The 23,822-nt window shown below is 55.9% G+C and carries 26 protein-coding genes and 1 pseudogene; 20 read left to right on the top strand and 7 right to left on the bottom strand.

Annotated features, from left to right (window positions below):
* Positions 1 to 25 precede the first annotated feature (25 nt).
* On the bottom strand, positions 26 to 190 hold the full coding sequence (locus tag AC2FPW_RS17125; RefSeq protein WP_480539211.1) for a hypothetical protein: 165 nt from the start codon (positions 188 to 190) through the stop codon (positions 26 to 28).
* Positions 191 to 270: 80 nt separating this feature from the next.
* Here AC2FPW_RS17125 and AC2FPW_RS17120 point away from each other — a divergent pair, with 80 nt between their 5' ends.
* The 6 genes from AC2FPW_RS17120 (at position 271) to AC2FPW_RS17095 (ending at position 6,441) form a co-directional block, all read left to right on the top strand.
* A complete protein-coding gene (locus AC2FPW_RS17120) occupies positions 271 to 519 on the top strand; it encodes a hypothetical protein (protein WP_480773819.1) in 249 nt (82 codons plus the stop codon).
* A gap of 14 nt (positions 520 to 533) precedes the next feature.
* Complete coding sequence (locus tag AC2FPW_RS17115) at positions 534 to 836, top strand: hypothetical protein (RefSeq protein WP_480773818.1); 303 nt, start codon at positions 534 to 536, stop codon at positions 834 to 836.
* Between the two features lie 239 nt (positions 837 to 1,075).
* Positions 1,076 to 2,704 (top strand): peptide ABC transporter substrate-binding protein, encoded by a 1,629-nt coding sequence (locus AC2FPW_RS17110; RefSeq protein ID WP_267366177.1) that lies wholly within the window; start codon positions 1,076 to 1,078, stop codon positions 2,702 to 2,704.
* A gap of 66 nt (positions 2,705 to 2,770) precedes the next feature.
* Positions 2,771 to 3,694, top strand: a complete 924-nt coding sequence (gene oppB / locus AC2FPW_RS17105; protein ID WP_209507493.1) for an oligopeptide ABC transporter permease OppB — start codon at positions 2,771 to 2,773, stop codon at positions 3,692 to 3,694.
* 10 nt (positions 3,695 to 3,704) lie between these two features.
* On the top strand, positions 3,705 to 4,634 hold the full coding sequence (locus AC2FPW_RS17100; RefSeq protein WP_496814706.1) for an ABC transporter permease subunit: 930 nt from the start codon (positions 3,705 to 3,707) through the stop codon (positions 4,632 to 4,634).
* A gap of 1 nt (position 4,635) precedes the next feature.
* Entirely contained in the window at positions 4,636 to 6,441 is a 1,806-nt protein-coding gene (locus AC2FPW_RS17095; RefSeq protein ID WP_267366176.1) for an ABC transporter ATP-binding protein, read from the top strand.
* 92 nt (positions 6,442 to 6,533) lie between these two features.
* On the opposite strand, the gene AC2FPW_RS17090 is transcribed toward AC2FPW_RS17095, so the two are convergent.
* From AC2FPW_RS17090 to AC2FPW_RS17080, 3 genes are read right to left on the bottom strand one after another with little or no spacing between them, the layout of a single operon-like run.
* Positions 6,534 to 7,595, bottom strand: a complete 1,062-nt coding sequence (locus AC2FPW_RS17090; protein WP_496814704.1) for a YeeE/YedE family protein — start codon at positions 7,593 to 7,595, stop codon at positions 6,534 to 6,536.
* Positions 7,596 to 7,637: 42 nt separating this feature from the next.
* Entirely contained in the window at positions 7,638 to 7,994 is a 357-nt protein-coding gene (locus tag AC2FPW_RS17085; protein WP_209507497.1) for an ArsR/SmtB family transcription factor, read from the bottom strand.
* 52 nt (positions 7,995 to 8,046) lie between these two features.
* Positions 8,047 to 8,421: a hypothetical protein gene (locus tag AC2FPW_RS17080; protein WP_496814703.1), complete on the bottom strand. Its 375-nt coding sequence runs from the start codon at positions 8,419 to 8,421 to the stop codon at positions 8,047 to 8,049.
* An 80-nt stretch (positions 8,422 to 8,501) separates the two neighbouring features.
* On the opposite strand from AC2FPW_RS17080, the gene AC2FPW_RS17075 reads away from it, so the two are divergent.
* From AC2FPW_RS17075 to AC2FPW_RS17010, 14 genes are all read left to right on the top strand, one after another.
* Positions 8,502 to 9,242, top strand: coding sequence for a cytochrome c biogenesis CcdA family protein (locus tag AC2FPW_RS17075; protein ID WP_267366182.1), 741 nt, complete (start codon positions 8,502 to 8,504; stop codon positions 9,240 to 9,242).
* Between the two features lie 14 nt (positions 9,243 to 9,256).
* Positions 9,257 to 9,835 (top strand): thioredoxin family protein, encoded by a 579-nt coding sequence (locus AC2FPW_RS17070; protein ID WP_496814702.1) that lies wholly within the window; start codon positions 9,257 to 9,259, stop codon positions 9,833 to 9,835.
* Between the two features lie 131 nt (positions 9,836 to 9,966).
* Positions 9,967 to 10,443, top strand: a complete 477-nt coding sequence (soxX, locus tag AC2FPW_RS17065; RefSeq protein ID WP_267366181.1) for a sulfur oxidation c-type cytochrome SoxX — start codon at positions 9,967 to 9,969, stop codon at positions 10,441 to 10,443.
* Between the two features lie 46 nt (positions 10,444 to 10,489).
* A complete protein-coding gene (gene soxY, locus AC2FPW_RS17060; protein ID WP_496814700.1) occupies positions 10,490 to 10,906 on the top strand; it encodes a thiosulfate oxidation carrier protein SoxY in 417 nt (138 codons plus the stop codon).
* A gap of 34 nt (positions 10,907 to 10,940) precedes the next feature.
* Positions 10,941 to 11,270 carry a thiosulfate oxidation carrier complex protein SoxZ gene (gene soxZ / locus AC2FPW_RS17055; RefSeq protein ID WP_209507503.1) on the top strand — a complete coding sequence of 110 codons (330 nt, stop codon included), beginning with the start codon at positions 10,941 to 10,943 and terminating at the stop codon, positions 11,268 to 11,270.
* Between the two features lie 70 nt (positions 11,271 to 11,340).
* On the top strand, positions 11,341 to 12,186 hold the full coding sequence (soxA, locus tag AC2FPW_RS17050) for a sulfur oxidation c-type cytochrome SoxA (protein ID WP_496814698.1): 846 nt from the start codon (positions 11,341 to 11,343) through the stop codon (positions 12,184 to 12,186).
* Positions 12,187 to 12,273: 87 nt separating this feature from the next.
* The gene (soxB, locus tag AC2FPW_RS17045) at positions 12,274 to 13,971 is read left to right on the top strand and encodes a thiosulfohydrolase SoxB (RefSeq protein WP_496814696.1); all 1,698 of its coding nucleotides are present in this window, start codon (positions 12,274 to 12,276) and stop codon (positions 13,969 to 13,971) included.
* 65 nt (positions 13,972 to 14,036) lie between these two features.
* On the top strand, positions 14,037 to 15,308 hold the full coding sequence (soxC, locus tag AC2FPW_RS17040; RefSeq protein ID WP_496814694.1) for a sulfite dehydrogenase: 1,272 nt from the start codon (positions 14,037 to 14,039) through the stop codon (positions 15,306 to 15,308).
* Positions 15,292 to 16,332: a c-type cytochrome gene (locus tag AC2FPW_RS17035; RefSeq protein WP_496814692.1), complete on the top strand. Its 1,041-nt coding sequence runs from the start codon at positions 15,292 to 15,294 to the stop codon at positions 16,330 to 16,332. Before soxC ends, AC2FPW_RS17035 begins: the two co-directional genes overlap by 17 nt.
* A gap of 29 nt (positions 16,333 to 16,361) precedes the next feature.
* On the top strand, positions 16,362 to 17,042 hold the full coding sequence (locus AC2FPW_RS17030; protein WP_496814691.1) for a c-type cytochrome: 681 nt from the start codon (positions 16,362 to 16,364) through the stop codon (positions 17,040 to 17,042).
* A 24-nt stretch (positions 17,043 to 17,066) separates the two neighbouring features.
* Positions 17,067 to 18,329 carry an FCSD flavin-binding domain-containing protein gene (locus tag AC2FPW_RS17025; RefSeq protein WP_496814690.1) on the top strand — a complete coding sequence of 421 codons (1,263 nt, stop codon included), beginning with the start codon at positions 17,067 to 17,069 and terminating at the stop codon, positions 18,327 to 18,329.
* Between the two features lie 80 nt (positions 18,330 to 18,409).
* Positions 18,410 to 18,844, top strand: a complete 435-nt coding sequence (locus AC2FPW_RS17020; RefSeq protein WP_267366782.1) for a DUF302 domain-containing protein — start codon at positions 18,410 to 18,412, stop codon at positions 18,842 to 18,844.
* 1 nt (position 18,845) lies between these two features.
* A complete protein-coding gene (hemA, locus tag AC2FPW_RS17015; RefSeq protein ID WP_496814688.1) occupies positions 18,846 to 20,069 on the top strand; it encodes a 5-aminolevulinate synthase in 1,224 nt (407 codons plus the stop codon).
* Between the two features lie 52 nt (positions 20,070 to 20,121).
* Positions 20,122 to 21,180: a YeeE/YedE family protein gene (locus AC2FPW_RS17010; protein WP_480588174.1), complete on the top strand. Its 1,059-nt coding sequence runs from the start codon at positions 20,122 to 20,124 to the stop codon at positions 21,178 to 21,180.
* 1 nt (position 21,181) lies between these two features.
* On the opposite strand, the gene AC2FPW_RS17005 is transcribed toward AC2FPW_RS17010, so the two are convergent.
* From AC2FPW_RS17005 to AC2FPW_RS16995, 3 genes and pseudogenes are all read right to left on the bottom strand, one after another.
* Positions 21,182 to 22,126: an MBL fold metallo-hydrolase gene (locus AC2FPW_RS17005; protein WP_496814686.1), complete on the bottom strand. Its 945-nt coding sequence runs from the start codon at positions 22,124 to 22,126 to the stop codon at positions 21,182 to 21,184.
* Positions 22,123 to 23,052: an MBL fold metallo-hydrolase gene (locus AC2FPW_RS17000; protein ID WP_496814684.1), complete on the bottom strand. Its 930-nt coding sequence runs from the start codon at positions 23,050 to 23,052 to the stop codon at positions 22,123 to 22,125. The genes AC2FPW_RS17005 and AC2FPW_RS17000 overlap by 4 nt, the downstream gene beginning before the upstream one ends.
* A gap of 300 nt (positions 23,053 to 23,352) precedes the next feature.
* Positions 23,353 to 23,822 (bottom strand): annotated as a pseudogene (locus tag AC2FPW_RS16995) (hypothetical protein); the annotation flags it as partial.

The raw sequence follows: 23,822 nt of genomic DNA, 5'->3' as shown, positions 1-23,822 counted from the left end.
ACGCCTCTCCTCTTTCAGAGCGATCTTACTCAACCGCCACCGTCACCGAGATTACCTTGCAGGTAAAACGCAAAGCTGCTTCGGTGCCGTTCGCTTTGGCCATCGGTGTGGAAAGGTCGAAGCCAACGTCTGCTGTATCGTCCGCCGAAAAGATGATGGCCTGCGTCTGGTCGGTCCTGCCCTGTGCCACCTGCATCTCGTCAACAAAGAGGGTGCCGTCCCACCTTTGCCAGGGCTTCCACCGTCATAATCGAAATCGAGGACGATTTCATGAGTACCTTCGGTCACAGGTTCGGACGCCGAAACGGTAAATATCTCGATCCCCAACCAGTTGTAGGCATAGGCTGGAACGCCATTTTCAACATAAAACGACCAGCCGCCAAAGCGGCCCGCTTGTGCGATAATAGCTCGGTGGTCTTCGTTAGAAGGTTCTTCGATATGTTCTGCAATGCGTTTGGAGAGGTGCTGGATATTCGGGGTCATGCCGGTCATGCCACTGCAATCGCCGAAGCTGCGTGACGACGGAAAGGCCCATGCGATCACCCGAACTACTCGGCGCGCTCAACTCTGTGCAACAGAGCCTGACAAAGCTCAGTGATCTGACCCGTGGTATTCTGAACCGTGTGATACATGTAATGGACCACAGGCTTGCTGAAATGACGTCACTGATTCGCGTATTTTTTGGTTTGTCCGAGGCCAGAATGCAGTCGCCATTCGGGCACGAAGGATTGTTCGGATTTCGCGTGGCTTCACGAAAATGTCACGAAGACCGAGCTGATCCTCAGAAAATTGCCAGCGATAGGTCGTTGGAGATATTTCTGCTTGTGGTTGCCTAAAATTTCATCAAGGCTTTATCCCAGAGCCAAAAGATGTCACGGTTCAACGCAGTGAAAGACAACTTTCGCAACTTCTTTACCGACAGAAACCAAGAAAGCTGCGACGCAGTGTTCCTTGCGAATTGGCAAAACCAAAATCGAAATGAACGAAGTCCCAGCGGGCGTCGGTCTAATCCGGCTGCTGCGTGCGACCCCGATCAAGTGGGGCCGCGCGGCGACGAACATATGGGAGAGAAATCATGAACAGATACATTCGGAACTCAGTGGCGGGGCTTTTGTCGTCGACCATGATCACAGGTGCCGCGTTTGCCGCTGGCACGCATCCTGAAACCGGCGAAGCGCTGGCGGACGATCAAACCTTTACCTACCGCATTCTGGACGAGCACAGCTCGGTCGATCCGCAGGTTGTCGAAGACGTTTCCGGTGCTGAAATTGTACGCGACCTGTTTGAAGGGCTGATGAACCAGGATGAGGATGGCAATCTGGTTCCGGGCGTTGCCACAGGTTACACCGTCGATGACAGCAAGAAAGTCTATACCTTCACACTGCGCGGCGATGCTAAATGGTCGAATGGCGACCCGGTAACCGCCGGAGATTTCGTTTTCGCCTGGAAACGCGCGGTTGATCCGGCACTGTCCTCTCCTTACGCGTGGTTCATGGAACTGATGTCGATCGAAAACGCATCAGCGATCATCGCAGGCGAAAAACCGATTGATGATCTGGGCGTTAAAGCCATCGATGACACAACCCTGGAAGTCACGCTGAGCGCGCCGCTGCCGTATTTCCCGCAGATGACAACGCATTCGACAACCTTCCCGGCACCTCAGAAGGTGATCGCGGAATTTGGCGATGAGTGGACCAAACCCGGAAACATCGTGTCCAATGGCGCGTATGTTCTGACCGAGCACTTGCCACAGGAACGTTCCGTCCGTGAGCGCAACGAGATGTACTGGGACAATGACAACACCATCATCGACAAGGTTGTGGCACTGGTCATCAATGATGAAAACGTAGCCCTGACCCGCTATCTGGCCGGTGAACTGGACCGGACCGAAGTTCCCGCCGGTCAATTCCCGCGTCTGCAGGAAGAGCATCCGGGAGAGGCCATCAGCTTCCCGCGCCTGTGCAACTACTACTACACGTTTAACGTGTCGGACAGCGGCCCTGAAGAATTCAAGGATCCCAAAGTTCGTCAGGCCCTGTCGCTAGCCGTTGACCGGGACATCATCACCAAGAATATCAAGGCCGGTGGCGAGCCGCCCGCGTATACATTCGTGCCAGAAGCAACCGCAGGTTTTACTGTCCCGGTCGTTGAAATGGCATCGATGAGCCAGGCCGAGCGCGATGAGCTGGCCAAGGAACTGCTGGCCGAGGCCGGCTTTGGCGCGGATAACCCTCTGACCTTCTCGATGGTCTACAACACTTCGGAAGCCCACAAGAAAGTTGCCGTCGCGCTGAGCCAGATGTGGAAGCAAAAACTGGGCGCCAATGTTGAACTGGCCAACATGGAATGGAAAGTCTTCTTGGAAGAGCGGGGCAACCAGAACTTTGATCTGGCCCGCGGCGCGTGGTGTGGTGACTATAACGAAGCCTCAACCTTCCTTGACCTGTTGCAGTCGGATTCGGGCTACAACGACGGCAAGTATAACAATGCCCGCGTGGACGAGTTGCTGGCCGAAGCCAAAACTTCGGACGATCCGGCACCGCTGTACACCGAGGTCGAGCGTATTATCGCTCAGGAAACCCCCGTTATCCCGATCTATCACTATGCTGGTGTCTACATGATGGATAGCGATGTCGGAAACTGGCCGGTCAAAAACGTAGAGCAAAACTGGTACTCCAAGAACCTCTACAAAATCGCCGAGTAATCATCTTCTGACCATGACCTGCCCCGAAGTTTTCTTCGGGGCAGCGCCATCTATTGGGGGCATTGAATGCTTGCCTATGTCATTCGGCGGGTCCTGACCGCCATACCGACGATTCTGCTGCTGATCGTCGCCTGTTTCTTCTTGATGCACTATGCGCCCGGTGGGCCCTTTACCTCGGAACGGACATTGCCGCCGCAGGTTCTGGCCAATATCGAGGCGCGGTACGGCCTGGACCAGCCGTTGTGGAAGCAACTCTGGGATTATCTGTACAATATCGTTGTGCATTTCGACTTTGGCCCGTCTTTCAAGTTCAAGGACCGCGATGTGAACGACATCATCGCGCAGGGCTTTCCGATCTCGCTGACCTATGGGTCGCTGTCCTTTCTGGTCGCTACTGTGGTGGGCATCGGACTGGGGATTGCCGCCGCAATCCGGCACAACAGCTGGATCGACTACTTTGCGGTTGGGCTGGGGATTGCAGCGCAGGCGCTGCCCAACTTCATCATGGGTCCGATCCTGATCCTGACATTCACCCTGTGGCTGGGATGGTTGCCCGGCGGCGGGTGGAATGGTGGTCAGTGGCCCTATCTGATCATGCCGGTTATCGCCCTTGCGACATCTTACATGGGATCGATTGCACGGATCACCCGGTCTTCAATGCTGGAGGTTCTGAATTCGAACTTCATCAGAACCGCCCGTGCCAAGGGCCTGCCGACTAGAACCGTGATCTGGCGTCATGCGATGAAGCCGACCTTGCTGCCGGTCGTATCTTATCTGGGACCGGTGTTTGTCTATGTGCTGACCGGATCCGTCTTTGTTGACATCTATTTCTCGACCGGTGGTCTGGGGCAGGCTTATGTCGGCTCGGCCTTATCACGCGACTATGCCGTGCTGCTTGGGGTTACGATCCTCTATGGCGTTCTGACCGTTCTGGTAAACCTGCTGACCGATCTGGCCTATGCCTGGTTCGATCCGAAGATCCGCTACTGAGGGGCTGGATTTGCTAGGAAAATCACAAAAAGCCGCGCATCTGGCCGAAGAAATCACCGATTATACAGCCGTTCAGGGGCGTTCGCTCTGGCAGGATGCGCGAATGCGTTTTGTACGAAACAAAGCGGCAATGGCCAGCGTGTTCATTCTGCTGCTTATCGTGCTGTTCACGATCATAGGACCGTATTTTGCGGTCTGGAGCAATGAAGAGATCGACTGGAATGTCATGGGCGATGTCCGGGGCATGGGAATGCCGTCGATGGAAACGGGTCACTATTTCGGTGTCGATGATTTGGGGCGCGATTTGTACAGCCGCGTCATTCAGGCAACCACGACGTCCCTGCTTGTGGGGTTGATCGGGGCGGCGACCGCTTTGATCGTTGGTACGTGTTACGGCATTACTGCCGGGTATTTTGGCGGGCGGACGGATGGCGCGATGATGCGTTTTGTCGACATCCTTCTGGCTATCCCGACAACTCTGATCATCATTCTTCTGCTGGTTGTTGCCGGGCGGTCCTTCTTCACGCTTTTCATCGCATTGGGTGCGGTTGGTTGGCTGACCATGTCACGTATCGTGCGCGGGCAGACGCTTGCCCTGAAGAACCGTGAATTCATCGAGGCCGCCCGAGCGGCGGGCGTCAGTGAATTTACGATCATGTATCGCCATATCCTGCCCAATCTGTTGGGTGTCGTGATCGTCTATGCCTCGCTTCTGGTGCCCGAGATGATCCTGACCGAAAGCTTCATCTCATTCCTGGGTCTGGGAATTTCCGAACCCTACACGTCGCTGGGGAGGCTGATCGCAGAAGGGGCGGGAACCATGGGCTATGGAACGCTGTGGCAATTGTTGTTCCCGCTGACATTCTATGTCGCCATTATCATCACGATGTTCTTCATCGGCGATGGTCTACGTGACGCTTTGGACCCGAAGGACCGCTGATATGAGTCTGTTTTCCGTAAAGAACCTGAGCGTCCGGTTTGACACCCCCGATGGTGTCGTTGAGGCGGTCAAGGATATCAGTTTTGATATCAATCCGGGCGAATGTCTTGGTATCGTCGGTGAAAGTGGATCCGGCAAAAGCCAGACCTTCATGGCGGCAATGGGTTTGCTGCCCCCTGCCGGACATGCCAGCGGGTCAGCCAAGCTGAACGGTCAGGAGATTTTGAACCTGCCGGTGAACAAGCTGAACCAGATCCGCGGCGACGATGTCGGCATGATCTTTCAGGATCCTCTGACTGCATTAACGCCACATCTGAAGATTGGGCAACAGATGCGTGAAGTGCTGCAGGTCCACGAGGGCCTGAAGGGGTCAGCCGCGCGCGCGCGCTGTCTGGAGTGGTTGGACAGGGTGCGCATTCCCGAAGCGGGCCGCCGCCTGGACCAGTTCCCGCACGAATTATCAGGCGGTATGCGGCAGCGTGTGATGATTGCGATGTCGATGCTGTGCAGTCCCAAACTGCTTATTGCGGACGAGCCGACGACGGCGCTGGATGTTACGGTTCAGGCAGACATCCTTGATCTGATGGTTCATCTGCAAAAGGATGAAGGCACCGCAATTGCACTGATCACGCATGACATGGGCGTCGTTGCGCGCATGTGCGACCGGGTTCAGGTCATGCGGATGGGCGAATTCGTCGAAGACGGTGAAACACGCGCGCTGTTCCGAAATCCGCAACACGAATACACGCGGGCCCTGCTGGAGGCGATGCCCCGGATTGATGCCGGCGACGCGCCGCGCGCTTTGGAAAAGGCCGAAGAACCCCTTCTCAAGGTCGATGACGTCAAAGTTCATTTCCCCATTCACGTCTCTGGCGGGTTGTTCGGGCGCAAGGTTCCGCTGAAGGCTGTCGACGGTGTCAGTTTTGATATTCGCAAGGGCGAAACTCTGGGTGTCGTGGGCGAATCTGGTTGCGGAAAATCGACACTGGCGCGCGCGGTCTTGCAACTGATCGAACCCAGCGCGGGCGGCGTCAGCTGGTTGGGCCATCCGATCGTCGGCTTGAAGCGATCCGAGCTGAACAAATACCGCAAGGACCTGCAGATCGTGTTCCAAGACCCTTTGGCCAGTCTTGATCCACGCATGACGATTTCAGCGTCGATTGCTGAGCCGCTGAAAACCTACCGCCCCGATCTGACGGACCGGGAACGCAAGCAGATGGTTGCCGCGATGATGGAACGGGTTGGTCTTCAGGCCAACATGATCAACCGTTACCCGCACGAGCTGTCCGGAGGTCAGAACCAGCGCGTCGGCATTGCGCGGGCGATGATCAACAAGCCCAGGCTGATTATCTGCGACGAGGCGGTTTCAGCTCTCGACGTTTCCATTCAGGCGCAGATTGTCGAGCTGTTAAAGGAACTTCAGCAGGAATTTGGCCTGTCGATGATCTTCATCAGCCATGACTTGTCGGTTGTGCGTGCGGTATCGAACCGGATCATGGTTCTGTATCTCGGGCGAATTGTGGAAATGGGTGATGGTGAGGTGATCTGCTCGGAACCGATCCACCCTTACACTCAATCGCTGATTTCGGCCGTGCCAATACCGGACCCGGATGTAGAGCGGACGCGGCAGCGCCTCAAACTGCCGGGTGAGCTGCCATCGCCACTTGATCCCAAAGCCGCGTTGCGTTTCTTGCCCAGTCGGCTGGTCAACGGTCACAGTGATTATGTTCCAAAGCTGCAAGAAGTCGCACCAGACCATTTTGTAGCGGAACACGACACACTGGATTCCATCATGGCCAATGGCTGAGAGAAGGGTCTGCTGCAGGTTTTCGGTGCTTGAAGCATGCGCCGAAAACCTGCGCAGGGACTGTACGAAGAAACCGTAGCGTGTGGTGGGGCTTAACGCTCGGGAATGAAAGACAATCCTGACACAAGCTGTCGCAGGCCAAGAGCTGCTCCGGCAAAGATCGCCGCAAAGGTTATGGGCGCGCTATAGGCCAACAGAGAAAAAGCGGAGATGCCTTGTCCGACACTGCATCCAACCGCAATTATTGCTCCGGGCCCCATTATTGCCGCCCCCAGCATCTGCCGCTTAAGCTCGCGTGGATCTTCGCAGGCTTCCCAGCGGAAATGACCTTTTGACCATGACCCGAGGAAAGCACCAATCAGAACCCCTGAAACCGAACCGACCGCAAACGAGAGCGTGTTGCCTGAGGCGGTCATGAGATAGAACACGGTATCACCCAAAGGTGCGGCAAACGTGTGTGTTTGCAAAGTCTCACCTTCAAACCCGTGTGTGGCCACCCAATTGGTGCCAAGCCAGCCTGAAACGACTGCCAATCCGACCGCCGCACCCCATAAAACCTGCGCAGGTGATTTGCGAAACCGATCATTTGTCAGGGCAAATACTACTATGGCAGAGCCGACAAGCGTTCCTGTAACCCATGCCGGTATCGACGTCAGCCGTTCGGCAAGGAAGCTGACGCTTTGTGGATTACCGAGATCCATGGCTTCGGGAAAAAGCCAGATCCTGACATAGGCCAGAGGGCCGGACATGACCACATACGCGGAAAGGCCCACGATCAGGACAATGACGAATGACCGAAGGTCGCCGCCGCCAAGGCGTGCAAGCGCGCCATAGCCGCAGTTTCCGCTGATGGCCATGCCATATCCGAACATCAATCCGCCAATGACCGATCCGATCGGATTCCGTGTCTGCGCAATGTAGGTCGTACTGAGCGGGTCAATCCCACCCAACGCCATTCCCAAATGGCTGCCGACAATCGCAACACCAATCGCAACGGCCCACATACGCAGGCGCCGGTCGTCATTTGCATAAAGATAATCTTCAATCGCACCCAAGGTGCAGAACCGCCCAATGCGCGCGGCAAGACCAAGTACAATGCCGCCAACCAGACCGATCAGCGCAACTGTATTGGCGTCTCCCAGAAGTTCGAACATGGCCAGTCTCCTCCCAAAGCTGGCGGTGTTTCTCGCGGGCTTCTATTTGTCCCGACAGAAAAGATTGTAGACGACTTCCAGAATCTGAGTCGACCGGTCGTCCGCCAATCTGTAGTAGATCGTTTTGCCTTCGCGTCGTGTCTTGACCAGCCCTTCAAAGCGCAAGCGGGACAATTGTTGGGAAACGGCAGCCTGTCTGGCCGACAACATTTCCTCCATCTGCGTGACGGATTTTTCCCCTGATGACAAATAGCACAGAATCATCAGCCGCCCCTCATGGCTGATCGCCTTGAGGAAATTGGACGCCGTCTGGGCGTTATCCATCATCCTGTCCAAGTCCTCGTTGCACATGTCCTTGGTGAACACGGGCAGTTTCGACGGTTTGTCCAACAAGATCATCTCGCTTTCGTGGCTTCACGTATTCAAAACAGTATATGTAAATCCCGAGGATTTAACCAGAGCTCTCGATCTTAACTCCGGCGTCACGTAGTAAAACACCCAATAGCCCCCAGAAAAAGTCTTCGCCAGGATAACCCTCGATCCGGCCGATTTCGTGACCGTCCTCCAGCAATACAAAGGTCGGCGTATAAAAAAGCGGCCGATCCAGGGTAATCCCTTCGGGCGTGTTTGCGTGGATGTCCGTTCGTTGCAGTGGGGCAGCTTTTCCTTCCGCTGTCAGCGGGTAGATCTCGGAAATTTCGGCGTCCCAGCGGGCGCACCACATGCACCCGTCTTCTTCGGCCATCAGCAACACCATTTCGGCCCGCGACGCAGCAGGCCAGATCAGCAATGTGATGACGAGCAATGTATGTATTACGTGACGCATCAAAAGCTCCGATTGACCTGGGTGGTACATCTTTATTATTTTGAATGTGTGAATAGTAACCTGTCTGGACGGATTTGACCATGCTCGACATCACGTTTGCAGGGGCTCTGATCGCGGGGCTTTTGTCGTTCCTGTCCCCCTGCATTCTGCCCATTGTCCCTTTCTACCTCAGCTATCTTGCAGGCGTCGGGATGGAGCAGATTTCGGCCGGTTCGACGATCACCCCGGATGTTCGCCGCCGGGCGACCCTGTCAGCGATTGCTTTTGCTGCAGGGATCATCACGGTCTTCATGGCGCTTGGGGCCACGGCGTCGATCTTTGGTCAGCTGGTTCGCGCGTATTTCGACATTCTGCGATGGATCGCTGCGCTCATCATCATCGCGATGGGCCTGCATTTTCTGGGTCTTTTCCGCATCGGGTTCCTGTATCGACAGTTTCGTGCAGATATCGGCGAGACGACAAATGTAAGCGTGATCGGGGCATATGTTTTGGGGTTGGCTTTTGCCTTTGGCTGGACGCCTTGCGTCGGGCCGGTCCTGGCGGCGATCCTGTTCACAGCGGCCGGAACCGAGACCGCCTGGCGTGGTGCCGTGCTTTTGTTCGTCTATGGGGTTGGCATGACAGCGCCGTTTGTTCTGGCAGCCTTTCTGGTTCGGCCCTTCATGCAATGGATGGCACGTTTCCGGAAACATCTGGGAATGATTGAAAAGGCGATGGGTGTCTTACTGATTCTTTTTGGCATCCTGATCGCGACCAATTCCATAAATCTAATCGCACAATGGATGCTGGATCACATGCCTTGGCTGGCGGCCATTGGCTAATTCGGGAGAACACCATGAAACGGATAGTATTGTTCTTGATTGCAGGGCTGTTTGCTGGGGCGGTTTCCGCGGCTGAACTGGGGGATGACGGTCTGCATAAAACGCCGTGGATGCGGGACACGTTCAAAGACCTTCGTGAAGACCTTGAAGAGGCGACGGGGGAAGGCAAGCGGCTGGTTCTGTTCATTGAACAACAGGGCTGCATCTACTGCAAAAAGATGCATGAAGAGGTTTTCCCCCAACCCGACCTGTCTGCGTATATCGAGGAAAACTTCTTTGTCGTTCAGCTGGACTTACACGGAAGTACGATGGCCATCGATTTTGACGGAGAAGAAGCCGAGCAAAGATCACTGATGCGCAAATGGGGGATTCTGTTCACCCCTACTTTGGTTTTCTTGCCGGAGGACGTGTCAGAGGATGTCACAGCAATCGAAGCGGCCGTTGCGGTCATGCCCGGGGCGTTCTCGAAGGGAACGACCCTCGATCTTTTTACCTGGGTCAATGAAAAACGGTACGAGCTTGATAATGGAGAAGATTTTCAACGGTATCATGCGCGCCGCATTCAAGAACGAAACAATGTTTCGCAAGATTGACGCGGTGTAGTATAAATAAAAAAATTCATTAAGATGAATTTATTGTTGCGATGAACCCTGCCCGTCGACTACGGTACACAGAGGCTTTGGGTCGCAATGCGCCATCGGCGCGGTAGCAAATGGGAGGGATCATGAAGCTGAGACACTTGACTTTGGCTTGTATCATAACAGGCAGTGCCGCCATCGCGGCAGAAACAGGACCAAAAGAGGTACAGTTCGACGATTATGGCGCGGTGGAGGCTTCATTGACCGGCGTCGCTGGCGATGCGGCAAACGGTGCGGTCATCGTGGGCGAGAAATCCAAGGGCAACTGTGTGGCCTGCCATCAGGTCACGGCTTTGGCGGATATTCCGTTCCATGGCGAAGTCGGTCCGCTGCTGGATGGGGCCGGGGACCGGTGGTCCGAGGCGGAGCTTCGAGGACTGGTCGCAAATGCCAAGATGACGTTTGACGGAACGGTCATGCCGGCTTTCTACAAGGATGACGGCTATATCCGCCCGGGCGACGCCTATACGGGCAAAGCTCCGTCAGGGCCTTTGACGTCAATCCTGACTGCACAGGAAATCGAGGACGTCGTCGCGTTCCTCGCAACCCTAAAAGAACAATAATCACGCTTTCAGGCGTGAATTCGTGAGGATCCAAAGGAGATTGAAAATGGAATTTTCTCGTCGCGAGACTCTGGCTCTTGGTCTGGGCGCTGCGGTCCTGACCCTGATGCCGTTCCGCGCAAATGCGGCTGCGGAAGACGCGATAGCCGCGTTTACGGGCGGCGCAGATATGGCTGACGGCGGTGTGACACTGACGGCGCCGGAAATTGCCGAGAACGGAAACACCGTTCCGATCGAAGTCAGCGCGCCGGGTGCGGCTGCGATCCTGATCATAGCGGCCGGAAACCCCGAGCCTGGCGTTGCCACGTTCAACTTTGGCCCGCTGGCTGCTGCGCAGGCGGCTTCGACCCGCATTCGTCTTGCAGGAACGCAAGATGTGATTGCTGTGGCCAAAATGGCTGATGGCAGCTTTGCCAAGGCCTCGGCAACCGTAAAAGTGACAATTGGCGGCTGCGGCGGCTGATCGCCACGCGCCCTGAAGAACAGGAGAACAACCAATGGCATCCGGTGTAAAACCCCGCGTCAAGGTTCCAAAAACAGCCGCTGCTGGCGAAGCAATCACGATCAAAACGCTGATCAGCCACAATATGGAAAGTGGCCAGCGTAAGGATAAGGAAGGCAACGTCATTCCGCGCTCGATCATCAATCGGTTCACCTGCGAGTTTAACGGAGAGCTGGTGATAGACGTGACGATGGAGCCGGCGATTTCGACAAACCCGTACTTTCAGTTCGATGCAACCGTGCCTGAAGCCGGGGAATTCGTTTTCACGTGGTATGACGATGACGGGTCCGTTTACGACACAAAAAAACCGATCGAGATCGCCTGACGGCTCGACCGTAACGGCAGATCAGCGCCGGAGGTTAAAACCTGCGCTGGTCACCCAAGGGAGGAACGCAATGAATAAAAAAGCACTCACGGCGATCGCGGCAGTTCTGGCTTTCCCGGTTTCAGTGGCAGCTGGACCTGACGAAGACAAGCTGGTGATCAACGAAGAACTGGAAATGGTTTCGGTGACCGAGGCCCCGGCCCATGTCGAGAACTTCGATACGATCTACTCGGGGTGGCATTTCAGGACCGATGAAACGCAGGCGTTGCAGATCGACGATTTCGACAACCCGGCTATGATTTTTGTCGACCAGGCCGCTGATCTTTATGAGGCTGTCGATGGCGCGGCTGGCAAAAGTTGCTCTTCGTGCCACGATGATGTGGAAAGCTTCAAAGGGCTGCAGGCGTCCATGCCGAAGGTCGATGCGGATACCGGCAAGCTGGTTGTGATGGAAGATCTGATCAACAAGTGCCGTACGGAACGCATGGAAGCAGATGCGTGGAAATGGTCTGGTGCCAATATGCAGGGCATGGTCGCGCTGATTGCCTTTCAGTCACGAGGGCTGCCCATGAATGTCGCCATTGATGGCGATGCTGCCCCATATTGGGAGCAGGGCAAGGAAATGTACTACACCCGATATGGTCAGCTGGAGCTGAGCTGCGCCAACTGTCACGAAGACAACTGGGGCAACATGATCCGGGCCGACCATCTGAGCCAGGGGATGGTCAACGGTTTCCCGACTTATCGTCTGAAACAGGCCAAGCTGATCTCGCGCCACAACCGTTTCCGCGGCTGTATTCGTGATACACGCGCTGAAACATTTGCTGAAGGTTCGGACGAATTCCGGGCACTGGAGCTTTATGTAGCATCGCGCGGCAACGGGCTTTCGGTCGAAACGCCGGCCGTGCGTCAGTAACAAATAACCCGCGCCGGGATTTCCGGGCGCGGGTTTTTCATTTCTACTACATTCACACATTTATATGTGAAACAGGAAAGCCGACAAATGATATCGCGACGTGATTTTCTACAGGTCTCCATGGCGGCCTCAGCGCTGTACGGGGCATCCGGTTTCGGGAACTGGGCAAGGCTGGCGGCCCAGCAAAGCCTGACCCAGGACCAGTTGCTGGAATTTGAGACCTTTGGAAATATCAGCCTGATTCATATCACGGATATCCACGCGCAGCTCAAACCGATCTACTTCCGCGAGCCCGAGGTCAATCTGGGCATCGGAGACGCGCGCGGGCAAATGCCGCATGTGACGGGGGCCGCGTTTCGCAAGGCTTACGGGATCGAAGATGGCAGCCCGTCCGCCTATGCGCTGACCTACAATGACTTTGCTGCATTGGCGAAGACCTATGGCCGCGTCGGAGGGCTTGACCGGGTTTCGACCGTTATCAACGCCATCCGTGCCGACCGGCCAGATGCGCTGTTGCTGGATGGGGGCGACACCTGGCATGGCTCGTATACCTGCTATCAGACGGCGGGTCAGGACATGGTCAACGTGATGAATGCACTCAAGCCCGATGCGATGACATTCCATTGGGAGTTCACGTTGGGCAGCGAGCGGGTCAACGAGATCGTTGAAGGTTTGCCTTTTGCGGCGTTGGGTCAGAATATCTTTGACGCGGAATGGGATGAACCTGCGGAGCTTTTCAAGCCCTACAAGTTCTTCGAACGCGGCGGGGCCAAGGTTGCCGTCATCGGACAGGCTTTCCCGTATATGCCAATTGCCAACCCCAGTTGGATGTTCCCGGAATACTCGTTCGGGATCCGGGATGAGAACATGCAGGCCATGGTGGACGAGGTGCGCGACGCAGGTGCCGATGTTGTCGTCGTCCTCAGCCATAACGGCTTTGACGTGGACAAAAAGATGGCGAGCCGCGTTCAGGGGATTGATGTAATCCTGAGCGGTCACACCCATGACGCTTTGCCTGAACCGGTTCTAGTCGAAAAGACGCATATCATCGCGTCTGGCTCGAACGGCAAATTCGTCAGCCGCGTTGATCTGGACGTGCGGGATGGCCAGATGATGGGGCTGAAGCACAAGCTGATCCCGATCTTTTCAGACGTCATCGCGCCTGATCCGGCAATCACGGCCCTGATCAACGAACAGCGCGCACCATATGATACGGCACTAAGCGAAGTGATCGGCAAGACGGACTCGCTGCTGTATCGGCGCGGAAACTTCAATGGCACGTGGGACGATCTGATCTGCGATGCACTGATCAGCGAGCGCGAGGCGGATATTTCCATGTCGCCGGGTGTGCGCTGGGGTCCGTCGATCCTGCCCGGTCAGGAGATCACGCGTGAGGATATCTGGAATGTCACTTCGATGTCCTATCCGAATGCGTATCGTACGGAAATGACGGGTGAATTCATTCACGTGATCCTCGAGGATGTTGGCGACAACCTGTTCAACCCCGATCCCTATTACCAGCAGGGTGGCGACATGGTGCGTGTCGGCGGCCTTGGATATCGTATCGATGTCACCAAACCGCAAGGGCAGCGGATCAGCGACATGACCCTGCTCAAGACAGGTGAGGCGATTGATCCGGCGAAATCCTATGTTGTGGCCGGTTGGGCCAGCGTCAACGAGGGCACCGAAGGCCCGCCCATCTGGGATGTCGTCGAAAACCACATTCGCAGTCAAGGCACCGTAACCGTCGAGCCGAATACCTCTGTCGAGGTGATCGGAGCCTGACAGCGCGAACCGAATGTCAAACATTGAATACAAGATTTGCTGATCGAAAGACGGAGGCAAACAAAATGAGCGAGAACCCAAGGGCAAAAGCCCCATCGCGTCGCCAGTTTCTAAGCGGTGCCGCCGCGGTTGGCGTAGGTGCGGTCGGCGCCACAGCGGCGCGCGCCGCAGGCCCTGACCCGCTGATCACTCAGGTTCAGGAATGGGCACAGGCAACGGGCGAAGGCGTGGATGCAACCCCCTACGGCCTGCCAATCCAATTCGAGAGTGATGTCGTGCGGCGCAACGTCGAGTGGTTGACCGCAGACACGATCAGTTCGATCAATTTCACGCCGATCCACGCGCTGGACGGCACGATCACTCCGCAGGGATGCGCGTTCGAGCGGCACCATTCGGGTGCCATCGAGCTGAGCAAGGCGGATTACCGTCTGATGATCAACGGACTGGTCGAAACTCCGCTGATCTTCACATATGAAGATCTGGAACGTTTCCCGCGTGAAAACCGTATCTATTTCTGCGAATGCGCTGCCAATACCGGTATGGAATGGGCTGGTGCGCAGCTCAACGGCGCACAGTTCACGCACGGAATGATCCACAACATGGAATATTCCGGTGTTCCGCTGCGCACCCTGCTGGAAGAGGCGGGGGTAAAGACCGAAGGCAAATGGGTTTACGTCGAAGGCGCGGATGCATCCTCGAATGGTCGCTCGATCCCGCTGGAAAAGGCGATGGACGACGTACTTGTAGCATTCAAAGCCAATGGTGAGGCTTTGCGCAAAGAACACGGTTATCCCGTTCGTCTTGTCGTTCCCGGCTGGGAAGGCAACATGTGGGTCAAGTGGCTGCGCCGGGTCGAGGTCACCGAGATGGCTATCGAAAGCCGCGAAGAGACATCCAAGTATACGGATACTCTCGAAGACGGAACATCACGCAAGTGGACGTGGGTCATGGACGCCAAATCGGTCGTCACGTCGCCCAGCCCGCAAGCGCCGATCACGCATGGGCCGGGGCCGTTGGTGATCACCGGGTTGGCCTGGTCCGGGCGGGGCTCAATTACCGGCGTCGACGTGTCGGTGGATGGTGGCAAGAACTGGGTTCCGGCACGTCTGGCGGCCCCCGGGACAGACAAGGCGCTGACCCGGTTTTATCTGGACTATAACTGGGACGGTTCAGAGATGTTGTTACAGGCCCGCGCGAAGGATTCGACCGGTTACGTCCAACCCAGCAAAGCTCAGCTGCGGGACGTGCGGGGCGAGAACTCAATCTACCACAACAATTGTATCCAGACCTGGTGGATCAAGGAAAACGGAGAGGCGGAAAATGTCGAAGTATCGTAAGCTATTGGCCGCCTCGGCCCTTGGGTTATGCGTGGCGGTTCCAGCCCATGCAGACAAGCTTGGACTTGGGCGCCCTGCGTTGCCCGAAGAAATCGCGGCGTGGGACCACGACATTGCACCTGACGGAACCGGATTGCCCGAAGGTTCCGGCGACGTGTTCACCGGCGAAGAGGTCTTTGCCGAACGGTGCGCGATCTGTCATGGCGATTTTGCTGAAGGTGTGGACAACTGGCCGAAACTGGCGGGCGGCGAGGGCACGCTTGCAGATAAAGACCCGCTGAAAACAGTGGGCTCTTACTGGCCGCACCTTTCGACGGTATGGGACTATGTGAACCGTTCGATGCCGTTTGGAGACGCACAAACGCTGGAGCCTGACGACGTTTACGCGATTGTCGCCTATATACTGTATTCCAATGACATCGTTGATGATGAGTTCACGCTGTCGGACGAAAATTTCCTTGAAGTGGAAATGCCGAATGCCGGGGGTTTCATCGTGGATGACCGCGAAACGGCCGAGGCGCATTTCTGGACGGATGAGCCATGCATGACGGATTGCAAAGAAGGCGTGGAAATCACCAAGCGCGCCGCCGTTCTGGATGTAACGCCTGACGAAGCCGGGGCTGACAGTCCGGACCAGGCGGCTGTTTCCGAAGAAGCATCCGTCGAAGTCGATGAACCTGCTGAGGACATAGCGGCACTTGATCCCGAGATGATCGAAAGTGGCGAAAAAGTTTTCAAGAAGTGCAAGTCCTGCCATCAGGTCGGGGACGGCGCCAAGCATCGCACCGGTCCGGCACTGAACGGTGTTGCCGGTGCCAATGCGGCTGGTGCCGAAGGCTTTAAGTACTCTCAGGCGATGAAAGCTGCTGCCGAGGATGGGTTGGTTTGGACAGATGAAGAAATGGCTGCATTTCTGGCCAAGCCCAAAGCCTATATGAAGGGGACACGTATGTCCTTTGCCGGCCTCAAGAAACAGGATGATATCGACGCTGTCATTGTTTACCTGAAGTCGTTCGGCAGCTGATCATGCGGCGGCGGTGGGCAACAGGTGTCATGTTTGCTGCGAGTATCTTGGCAACCGCTGCCGCCGCGACTGAGGACCTTGGCGATGCAGCAGCTGGCAAACTTGTGTTTGCCCAATGCGAAGGATGTCATCAGGTCGGCGCGGGCGCTGAAAACAGGATCGGTCCGCATCTGAATGGTATTTTTGGCCGCCGGGCTGCCGGGCTTGCGGAGTTCACCTATTCCAAAAGCCTGATCCGTGCGGGTACTTCGGGGCTGGAATGGCATGCCGACACATTGTCGGCTTACATTGAAAACCCCCGTGCCTTCGCATCCGGCACCAGAATGAGCTTTCGTGGGCTCGAGAACCCGGAAGATCGGGCCAATGTAATTGCCTATTTGCGTGTGTTTTCCGACAACCCGCAAGACATCCCCGAAGCCGACCCAACGGCAAAGGGAACGGACCATTCCGTCAACCCCGAAATCCTCGCGATACAGGGCGATCCCGAATATGGCGAATACCTGAGCAGCGAATGCACGACGTGCCACCAGATAGAGGGTGGCGATGATGGGATTCCTTCGATCGTTTACTGGCCCGACCAGGATTTTGTTGTCGCCATGCACGCCTACAAGGACAAACAGCGGCCGCATCCCGTCATGCAGTTGATCGCGGGCCGCCTGAGCAGTGATGAGATCGCGGCATTGGCCGCTTACTTCAACAACCCACAGTGACAATGCCTAAGGGGAGGAAACGCGATGACACTCAACAGACGGACATTTCTGGGAACCGCAGGGGTACTTGCTGCCGGGCTGTCGGCCCCGATGGTGCTGGCGCAGGGCAAGCCCCGTGTCGTGGTGGTCGGGGGCGGGGCAGGCGGCGCAACCGCGGCGCGCTATATCGCCAAAGACAGCAAGGGTGAGATTGATGTCATTCTGATCGAGCCGTCCAAAACATATTACACCTGTTTTTTCTCGAACCTGTATCTGGGCGGGTTTCAAGAGCTTTCGGACATTGCGCACAGCTATGGCACGCTTGCTGCAAAATACGGCATCAACGTTGTTCACGATTGGGCCGTGGGCGTCGACCGCGACGCCAAAACTGTCTCATTGGCGGGTGGCGGATCTATTCCTTATGACAAATTGATCCTGAGCCCGGGTATCGACTTTGTCGATGGCGCGGTCGAGGGGTGGGATGTAACTGCACAGAACAAGATGCCGCATGCGTATAAAGCGGGCTCTCAAACCGAGCTGTTGAAGGCGCAGGTTATGGCGATGCCCGAGGGTGGAACCTTTGCGATGGTCGCACCGCCGAACCCGTACCGTTGCCCGCCCGGACCTTATGAGCGGGTTTCGATGGTTGCGCATGTGCTGAAGGCGAACAATCCGACAGCGAAAATCATCATTGCTGATCCGAAGGCCAAATTCTCCAAGATGTCTTTGTTCCAGGAAGGTTGGGCCGACCATTACGAAGGCATGATCGACTGGATCGGAGAGGATTTTGGCGGCGGCAATGTCTCGGTCAATCCGGATGCCATGACGGTGACCATCGACGGTGAAGAAACCAAGATCGACGTCTGCAACGTGATCCCGGCCATGAAAGCCGGGCGCATTGCGGAAATGGCCGGTGTAACCGATGGCAACTGGGCACCGGTGAACGCGGTGGACATGTCATCGAAAGCTGACCCTGACATCTATGTTCTTGGTGATGCCAGCCAGCAAGGCGACATGCCGAAATCCGGTTTTTCGGCCAACAGCCAGGCGAAAGTCTGTGCCAATGCGGTTCGTGGCGCATTGACCGGATCAAAGATCTTCCCGGCCAAGTTCTCGAACACGTGCTGGTCGCTCATTGATACGGATGACGGGGTCAAGGTCGGTGCTACTTATGAAGCGACGCCTGAAAAAATTGCCAAGGTGGACGGCTTTATCAGCCAGACCGGCGAAGATTCCGACCTGAGAAAAGCAACCTACCAAGAGTCGCTGGGTTGGTATGCCGGCATCACATCGGACATGTTCGGCTAAGAAACGCCAGGGCTTTGACCGGTGTCAAAGCCTTGGCGGTGAAATCTGAAGAAATGTGGTTCAGGAGGAGGAACATCATCATGAAACACTTTATCGCATCAGCCGCGCTTTCAGTTGTATTGGCAAACCCGGTTATTGCTGAGGAGGTCATTGCCGTTCCCTTTGATGGGAGCTTTGATGATGCAACCTTTGCCGTTGAATCAGCAATTGTTGGGCAGGGGCTGGTTATCGATTATGTGAGCCATGTTGGTGAGATGCTGAATCGGACGGGGGCGGATGTCGGCAGCGACAAGCAAATCTTCACAGCCGCTGAGATATTTATCTTTTGTTCCGCAAAGCTCTCGCGCGAGATGATGGAGGCCGACCCGATGAATATCGGCTATTGCCCCTACGGAATATTCGTGGCCGAGGACGAAGGCGGTGTCAAAGTGGGCTACCGAAGCTATCCTGACGGACCGATGGAGAAAGTCGAAGCCCTGTTGGCCGGTATCGTAGAAGAAGCCGTTGGAAACTGACATGGACTACCAACAGTATTTTCGTGACCAGTTGAGGCAATTGCAGGACGAAGGAAATTACCGGGTCTTCGCCGAGCTTGAGCGTCATTGCGGAGCATTTCCAACTGCACACAACCATGCAGAAAACGGACCTGAGAAAGTCACTGTCTGGTGCTCGAACGACTATCTGGGAATGGGTCAGCATCCAAAGGTTCTGGCAGCCATGCACCGGGCGATTGATAGCTGCGGCGCAGGGGCTGGCGGGACCCGGAATATTTCGGGGACCACGCATGAGCATGTTCTGCTTGAGCGCGAGCTTGCAGATCTGCATGGCAAGGAAGCAGCGCTGCTATTCACGTCCGGGTATGTTTCAAATTGGGCTGCTTTGGGAACTCTGGCCTCTCGAATTCCCGGTATCACGGTTCTGTCCGACGAATTGAACCACGCGTCGATGATCGAGGGTATCCGCCACAGTCGTTGCGCAAAGCGGGTCTGGAAGCATAATGATTTGAAGGACCTTGAACGACATCTCATGGACCTGCCGTTCAACGCGCCAAAACTGATCGCGTTTGAAAGTGTGTACTCGATGGATGGCGATATCGCACCGATTGCCGAAATCTGCGATCTGGCGGATCGGTACGGCGCGATGACCTATCTGGACGAGGTTCATGCAGTAGGGCTGTATGGGCCGCGTGGTGGTGGCATCGCCGAACGCGAAGGGTTGATGGATCGCCTGACGGTCATCGAAGGCACGTTGGGCAAAGCGTTCGGCGTGGTTGGTGGATACATCGCGGCGTCAAAGGAACTTGTCGACTTTGTCCGTTCTTTTGCCAGCGGATTTATCTTTACCACCGCATTGCCCCCGGCCGTCGCCGCTGGTGCCGCAGCGTCCGTACGGCACCTCAAGCAAAGCAATGCGGAACGGTGTCTGCATCAACAACGCGTATGCGAGGTTCGAGGCAGGCTGGACGCTTTAGGCATACCGCACACACCCAACCCAAGCCACATAATCCCGGTCATGGTTGGCGATCCGGTTAAGTGCCGCTTTATCTCAGATGTCTTGATGCGCGACTATGGGATTTATATCCAGCCGATAAACTATCCCACTGTCCCGAAAGGCACCGAACGTCTTCGGATTACGCCTTCACCTGTACATTCGTCAGAAGATGTAACCCTGTTGGTCGAGGCATTGGTTGCGTTGTGGACACAGTGCCAGCTTGCGCGCAAACCGATGGCCGCACAGTGAGAACTTGACGGAAGGCAAAGACGGACACGTAAAGAGGTGAGAGTTTTTGTCTATGGAACGCCTCATCGATCTGCTGGGAGATTCGGGCACATTGGCCGTTGCCGGTTTGCTTGTTGGCATCCTGTTCGGAGTCACCGCTCAGAAATCTCATTTCTGCTTGCGGGCATCCACTGTTGAAGTCGCCGAGGGCGAGCTTGGGCCACGTCTGGCCGTCTGGCTGATCGCATTCACGTCGGCGCTGATGCTGGTACAGGGGTTCGTCTCGATTGAATGGCTGGATTTGTCCGGGGCGCGTTCAATTGCGTCAACAGGCAGCCTGAGTGGGGCGGTGATCGGCGGTCTGATGTTTGGCGCCGGAATGATTTTGGCGCGCGGATGCGCGTCGCGCCTGTTGGTGTTGGCCTCATGCGGCAATCTGCGGGCAATGGTGACGGGGCTGGTTCTGACGTTGGTCGCGCAAGCGGCTTACACAGGTGTGCTCAGCCCCGCGCGCGAGGCGCTGTCCGGTCTTTGGACGATCACAGGTGGCAATGCGCGCGACCTTTCGGCACTACTTGGGTTTTCGCCCATCGCATACACAGTCTTTGCCGCAGGGACCTTTGTTCTGGCCGTCGTGTTTGCAGCGCGCCAGCAGGTGACAGTGACAAAGATTGTCACGGCCGCCGGAGTTGGTGTCGCAGTGGCGCTTGGCTGGTTGATGACATTTGCGATTGCACAAGCCTCCTTCGAAGTCGTGCCGGTGTCTTCGGTCACGTTCACCGGCCCGGCAACGGACACATTGATGGCGCTGGTGGCCGAACGGAACATTGCGCTGTCCTTTGGCATTGGTCTGGTTCCGGGCGTTGCAATTGGCGCCGCTGTTTCTGCAGTTCTGTCCGGCGAGTGGAAGATCGAACAGTTCGGCCCGGATACTCCGATGGAGCGTTACCTTGTCGGGGCCGTCTTGATGGGATTTGGTGCGATGTTGGCAGGTGGCTGCGCCGTTGGTGCCGGATTGTCCGGGGGATCGGCCTTGTCGCTGACTGCGTGGCTTGCCGTCTTCTCGATGTGGGTCGGGGCCGTCGCCACCCATCGGATGATGATGCGAATGCCCGTTCTTCGGCGGTCCTGACTTATTCGAATTCCATCTGTTCGTAGACCCGACCCGCGTTTTTCGTGGCCAATTCTTCGAACGTGTCCAAATGGGCATAAGGGCTTTGGTCGACGTAATAGGCCTCGGCCAGATCCCCGCCTGCATCCATATGTTCCTGGATCTTTGCGCGCAGGTAGACAAGATAGTCGCGTGTATACCGGCGCACCTGGTCCATGTTCGTAGGATGACCGTGCCCGGGGATCACATATGTGGCTTCCAGTGCCTCGAACTCATTGTCCCAGGTCTCAAGCCAATCTGCGGTGTAGGTGTCCTGAAAGATTGGCAGCATACGTCCGTGAAATGCCATGTCACCGGCGATGACAAGGCTTTGGTTGGGCAGCCAGATCGAAATGTCACCAGGACTGTGCGCAGGTCCAAGATGTTTGGCTTCGATACGAAAATCGCCGAATTCGACGACGTATTCATCGTCAAACGTTTCTGTCGGACCGGCTAAAAACGTTCCTTCTGCCTTGTCCTTGTTATATGCCTGCATGCCTTCAAGGATTTGTGGCCCATATTCTTCGAATTCAGCCGCCGCATCTGAATGAGCGACGATGGGCACCCCAAGTTCCGACCAGTAGGCGTTCCCTAGCATGGCGTGCCCCTGACCGTTTTCGTTGAAGACAAGCTTCACGGGCTGATCCGTGAGCGCTTGAATCTCCTTATGAAGCGCTTCGGCAAGTACATAGGCCGCGCCACCGTTGATGACGACAACACCCTCTCCGGTCACGATGAAGCTGAGGTTGTTGTTGTGGCCCGAATTCTCATAGGTCGGGGGTGCGGTTGCACCGATGGCGGAAAAGACGCCGGGAATAAATTCGACAGGTTTCGAGTAAAGAACGCTCTGCGGGTACTGGTCTGCAATATCCTCACTGGCCCAGGTTTGCGTGGCCAGGGTACAGGCAATCAACAAAGCGCGCATCATGCAGGCTCTCCAATAAATCGATAGGTCGAACCGGCCTTTTCGACACGGCCAATTCCGCCATTTGGCAAATGAAATCCAATAATCTTCATTTGGGCATGAGAAATCTGATCCAGCAGCGATTTCCGGGCACTTGCCGCGGCGTGAGGGTCCTGATCCGTACCGCTCAGCCAGTCTGGACGCTCGAACGCGACGTGTGGATTGCCGAGCGCATCGCCCACGACCATCACCGCGTCACCGCCTTTGCGAATTTCGAAGGCCATGTGTCCGGGCGTGTGCCCGAAACTAGCGCGTGCTGCGATACCGGGAAGGATTTCCTGCCCATCATCAAAGAATGCAACCATGTCTTCGATGGCTTCTATGCGCCGCTTTGCGCCCACCGCGAATGCCGTGCGGTCGGCTCCTATCGTGTCAACGGTTGCAGGGTTCCACCAATAATCCCATTCCTTGCGGCCAAAATGATATCTGGCGTTGGGAAAGAGAGGATCTCCGAAGTCGTCGAGGACACCCCAGATGTGATCCGGATGAGCATGGGTGAAAACTACTTGCGTGACCTCATCCGGAGACAACCCGGCGGCGTCCAGAGTTTCCGGAAGTTTGCCAGCGGTTTGCATGAAGTCTGGCCCGGCCCCGACGTCGAACAGTATGGTATTCTGGTCATCGCGATAGAGCACAATGTTGCACTCGGGCTCGTAGCTGGTCAGATCTGCCTGATAGCGGTTCAGAAGTTCTGTCAGCTCTGCCTCGGGCATTGCCCCAAAGACCATTTCGGGCGGCAATGACAGATACCCATCTGACAAAGTTGATATCCTTGCCGATTGGCCAAGTGTCATTTCCGCAATCGCAAAGTTGGGTCGCAGGCAGAGCGCCGCCAGACATGCGCCTTGGGACAGGAAGGTCCGCCGGGAGAAATTTGGGTCTCTGCTCATACAAAATCAATAAGATGAATGTTTGTATTTGTAAATGATGAATGGCACGGGCGGCACATTCTCTCTGGGGCTTTTCACCACTTGCGTTGGAACGTTCGCAGCAAGGTGTCGCATATCTGGCCCTTCCCAAAGTACCTTTGACACGTCTTGGCGAAACAGATTTAGAAACGACTACCTGGAGCGGCGGTGAAAACCTGAGCATCGCGGCGCAGGACGTCTTGTTGCGGGTGCAGGGCACCCGCCACGACTTGCCGGAGATTTCAACGCCAAATGACCCACCAATTTACTTTAGTTGTGACGTCACCCAGCCAGTGCATGCGGCAGGTGTTCAACCAGTGCCCGTTGCACGACCGCAAATCTTGGCGTGTGTGCGATTTCCTCTAGCGTTGCGACCCAAAGTGGAACCTCGATTCGGGGATCAATGTCGTTCAACCTATGAAGCCGGGGATCAGCGTCGCCTATAAACGCAGGTAAAAAAGCTCTCCCCACACCGGATGCAACCATCTGCTGAAGCACCAGAAAACTGTCTGCTCCGTTTGTCATGTCATCAGCGCGAACATGTTCAGCCAACCATTTGGCCGGGAGTGAACGGCTGAGGGCCCCATCAAGCCGCATCCATTTTTGGTCATGGGTACCGTCACTATAAACCCCAAAGTGCAAAGTTCCTGCGCGCTCTCCAGTCAAGCCTTCACCTAGGGCCCGTGGACAATTATGATTCCCATTTGAGCTGATTTCTGATTCAGAGTCCCAAAAGGGAGGTCTGAATGGAC

The organism is Ruegeria sp. SATB027, from assembly GCF_059613825.1.
Note: the sequence above shows the minus strand (reverse complement) of the source record. Positions and strands in the feature narration are given on the sequence as shown.

Excerpts from the sequence above, each read along its gene's own strand:
- AC2FPW_RS17080 (WP_496814703.1), bottom strand. The coding sequence starts at position 8,421 with ATGCGTCACGTAATACATACATTGCTCGTCATCACATTGCTGATCTGG.
- AC2FPW_RS17005 (WP_496814686.1), bottom strand. The coding sequence starts at position 22,126 with ATGATGCGCGCTTTGTTGATTGCCTGTACCCTGGCCACGCAAACCTGG.
- AC2FPW_RS17025 (WP_496814690.1), top strand. The coding sequence starts at position 17,067 with ATGACACTCAACAGACGGACATTTCTGGGAACCGCAGGGGTACTTGCT.
- soxA (WP_496814698.1), top strand. The coding sequence starts at position 11,341 with ATGAATAAAAAAGCACTCACGGCGATCGCGGCAGTTCTGGCTTTCCCG.
- AC2FPW_RS17000 (WP_496814684.1), bottom strand. The coding sequence starts at position 23,052 with ATGAGCAGAGACCCAAATTTCTCCCGGCGGACCTTCCTGTCCCAAGGC.
- soxZ (WP_209507503.1), top strand. The coding sequence starts at position 10,941 with ATGGCATCCGGTGTAAAACCCCGCGTCAAGGTTCCAAAAACAGCCGCT.
- soxX (WP_267366181.1), top strand. The coding sequence starts at position 9,967 with ATGAAGCTGAGACACTTGACTTTGGCTTGTATCATAACAGGCAGTGCC.
- AC2FPW_RS17035 (WP_496814692.1), top strand. The coding sequence starts at position 15,292 with ATGTCGAAGTATCGTAAGCTATTGGCCGCCTCGGCCCTTGGGTTATGC.
- AC2FPW_RS17010 (WP_480588174.1), top strand. The coding sequence starts at position 20,122 with ATGGAACGCCTCATCGATCTGCTGGGAGATTCGGGCACATTGGCCGTT.
- AC2FPW_RS17030 (WP_496814691.1), top strand. The coding sequence starts at position 16,362 with ATGTTTGCTGCGAGTATCTTGGCAACCGCTGCCGCCGCGACTGAGGAC.
- hemA (WP_496814688.1), top strand. The coding sequence starts at position 18,846 with ATGGACTACCAACAGTATTTTCGTGACCAGTTGAGGCAATTGCAGGAC.
- AC2FPW_RS17120 (WP_480773819.1), top strand. The coding sequence starts at position 271 with ATGAGTACCTTCGGTCACAGGTTCGGACGCCGAAACGGTAAATATCTC.
- AC2FPW_RS17110 (WP_267366177.1), top strand. The coding sequence starts at position 1,076 with ATGAACAGATACATTCGGAACTCAGTGGCGGGGCTTTTGTCGTCGACC.
- soxC (WP_496814694.1), top strand. The coding sequence starts at position 14,037 with ATGAGCGAGAACCCAAGGGCAAAAGCCCCATCGCGTCGCCAGTTTCTA.
- AC2FPW_RS17075 (WP_267366182.1), top strand. The coding sequence starts at position 8,502 with ATGCTCGACATCACGTTTGCAGGGGCTCTGATCGCGGGGCTTTTGTCG.
- oppB (WP_209507493.1), top strand. The coding sequence starts at position 2,771 with ATGCTTGCCTATGTCATTCGGCGGGTCCTGACCGCCATACCGACGATT.
- soxY (WP_496814700.1), top strand. The coding sequence starts at position 10,490 with ATGGAATTTTCTCGTCGCGAGACTCTGGCTCTTGGTCTGGGCGCTGCG.
- AC2FPW_RS17095 (WP_267366176.1), top strand. The coding sequence starts at position 4,636 with ATGAGTCTGTTTTCCGTAAAGAACCTGAGCGTCCGGTTTGACACCCCC.
- soxB (WP_496814696.1), top strand. The coding sequence starts at position 12,274 with ATGATATCGCGACGTGATTTTCTACAGGTCTCCATGGCGGCCTCAGCG.
- AC2FPW_RS17085 (WP_209507497.1), bottom strand. The coding sequence starts at position 7,994 with ATGATCTTGTTGGACAAACCGTCGAAACTGCCCGTGTTCACCAAGGAC.
- AC2FPW_RS17070 (WP_496814702.1), top strand. The coding sequence starts at position 9,257 with ATGAAACGGATAGTATTGTTCTTGATTGCAGGGCTGTTTGCTGGGGCG.
- AC2FPW_RS17115 (WP_480773818.1), top strand. The coding sequence starts at position 534 with ATGCGATCACCCGAACTACTCGGCGCGCTCAACTCTGTGCAACAGAGC.
- AC2FPW_RS17090 (WP_496814704.1), bottom strand. The coding sequence starts at position 7,595 with ATGTTCGAACTTCTGGGAGACGCCAATACAGTTGCGCTGATCGGTCTG.
- AC2FPW_RS17020 (WP_267366782.1), top strand. The coding sequence starts at position 18,410 with ATGAAACACTTTATCGCATCAGCCGCGCTTTCAGTTGTATTGGCAAAC.